The following is a 1,780-nucleotide window of genomic DNA, read 5'->3' on the forward strand; positions in this document are numbered from 1 at the left end:
GACCTCATCAACTTTTAGACTATATCTAAGTTGATGAGGTCATTTTTTGTGGGACGTGAGACGCTATAAAGAGTGTCTCTACATGGGAATGCTTTCAATTTATATTCTACGCTTTTTTAGAAGGATAGCCAACCTCAAGCCCATGATTTCAATCATGGGGATACGGGGCTAGACGTTTTTTATTTTTAATCCTTCACTTTTCATTTTTAGCTTGTGGTATGGAGACACGATGATTCGTGCCTCTACAAGAGGTAGGCTTTCAATTGATATTCTACGCTTTTTTGGAAGGATAGCCAACCTCAAGCCCATGATTTCAATCATGGGGATACGGGTATAGACGTTTTTTATTTTTAATCCTTCACTTTTCATTATTTGCTTGTGGTTTGGAGACACGATAAATCGTGCCTCTACAAACGTAGATTTACCTATATAAAATACTAAACCAACCTAGTGTTGTAGATTGGCTTATTCTTTATTAACTATACAAATTATTTTCACTCAGATATTTCCTCACTTTCCTAAACTGCTCTATATTTTCCTCTGATTCGATATCTAAAGGATTGTTATAATGCAACATTTCTATACTGCCATCTTCCCATTCTTCTACTTTGATAAAAGGGCTATTGAGGAGTTGTTCTTTGGTGTGATGTCTCTCATTAGAGATTGGTGTACTAACACAATGATAGAAATAAGTTACTAAGTAAGAAAAATCAGTATACACATTATATTTGTCTAATTCATGTTTCTCATCAAAATCAAATTCATCCCCAATATCCACCCAACTTACATAGCCTAAACCGTTAGGAAGGCTTTTGTAGAGGTTGAAGAAGAAAGTGTCATGGTCTTTTATTCCATTTGATGATAAATCAGAATCATTACAGAAGAAATATATATTTAATTCCACTGGAGAAGAATAATAGATTTCAATTCTAAACAATGTTTGATTTTCATCAGAAACTAACCTATATGAATAACCTAATTCTTTATTGTTTTTATTGCTAGAGAAAAAAGAAAATAAATTTTTTTCATATTTTTCTTTGACTATATTTTTATCCTCTGAATCAAAATGTTTTAATATGTATGACCACTTATTTGTATCAAATTTATCTTCAATTAATCTTAAAAAATTTAAGTCATTTTTGTTTACTGTACATTTTATACTAAACATAATAGAATATATTTAACATCTATAATTCACTATTATCTAATACATTAATTAATGATTTTATATCCTCATCAATTTTATTATTATCACTAATTTTCTGTGCAATTGCTTTTACTGCTGCATCTACCTGATTCGTTTTCCCAGGCATCACAATATACTGAACTTCTACTTTACTTCTAAAACCAGCCATATTTATTCCTTTTCTTTCAAGAACAGATATATACTCTCCAAATTTCTCTAATGTTGGATCTCATATAATTTTAATCTTCACAAATCTCAAGTGAAATTTAGATTAAAATATGATTCCACATATCTCCCTCTACTCTATGTTTTTAGATACAGCGTCACTTAAAATAAATTGGTGTAATACAAATTTTCATATAGCGTGAGACGCTATAAAGAGCGTCTCTACATGGGAATACTTTCAATTTATATTCTACGCTTTTTTGGAAGGATAGCCAACCTCAAGCCCATGATTTCAATCATGGGGATACGGGTATAGACGTTTTTTATTTTTTATCCTTCACTTTTCATTTTTAGCTTGTGGTATGGAGACACGATGAATCGTGCCTCTACAAGAGGTAGGCTTTCAATTGATATTCTACGCTTTTTTGG

At 31.2% G+C, this 1,780-nt stretch carries 2 protein-coding genes; both read right to left on the reverse strand.

The window, feature by feature from the left end:
- Positions 1-475: 475 nt before the first annotated feature.
- Positions 476-1,168, reverse strand: a complete 693-nt coding sequence (locus ACXAHM_RS26215) for a hypothetical protein (RefSeq protein ID WP_474967048.1) — start codon at positions 1,166-1,168, stop codon at positions 476-478.
- A 19-nt stretch (positions 1,169-1,187) separates the two neighbouring features.
- The gene (locus tag ACXAHM_RS26220) at positions 1,188-1,355 is read right to left on the reverse strand and encodes a hypothetical protein (protein WP_474967049.1); all 168 of its coding nucleotides are present in this window, start codon (positions 1,353-1,355) and stop codon (positions 1,188-1,190) included.
- Positions 1,356-1,780 lie beyond the last annotated feature (425 nt).

This window comes from Flammeovirga sp. AWQ4_249 (genome assembly GCF_056161045.1).